Consider the following 487-nt stretch of genomic DNA (forward strand, 5'->3'; position numbering starts at 1 on the left):
ATCTGCAGGCTGACGTCCGGATACTCATGCCGGAATTGGGTCAGGTGCGGCATCAGCTGGCGTGCGATATCGCCCGGCAGCTCCACACGCAGCTTGCCGCTCGCCTTGCCCGCGCTGGACCCGATCACGGATTTCACGTCGGTGATGGCGAGGAGTATCTTGAGGCAGTGTTCGTAGAAGGTCATGCCGGCCGGGGTGGGTCGAACCTGGCGCGTCGTCCGGTGCAGCAGCTTCACTTGCAGATGGACTTCGAGCTGCTGGATCAGCAAGCTCGCCGAGGCCTTCGGTATGCCGAGAAGACTCGACGCACGCGTGAAATTCTCGCACTCGACGATCCGCGCAAATACCTCCATCGCTTGCAGCATGCGTTCCATGGCCGGTTTCCCCTGTGCATCAGCTCGATTGGTGATGCCGTCGAGTGTAGGGACGGCAGCACGCCCGCAATAGTCGCGATTGGCGCATGGTGGGCGACACGTTCGTATAACCG

General features: G+C 61.6%; 1 protein-coding gene. It reads right to left on the bottom strand.

Annotation, left to right across the window (positions count from 1 at the left end; genetic code table 11):
• Positions 1 to 374: LysR family transcriptional regulator (locus AB4Z35_RS30355; protein WP_442101208.1), on the bottom strand; the 374-nt coding region annotated here is incomplete at its 3' end.
• Positions 375 to 487 lie beyond the last annotated feature (113 nt).

It is taken from the genome of Pseudomonas sp. KB_15 (assembly GCF_052114525.1).
Taxonomy (GTDB): Bacteria; Pseudomonadota; Gammaproteobacteria; order Pseudomonadales; family Pseudomonadaceae; genus Aquipseudomonas.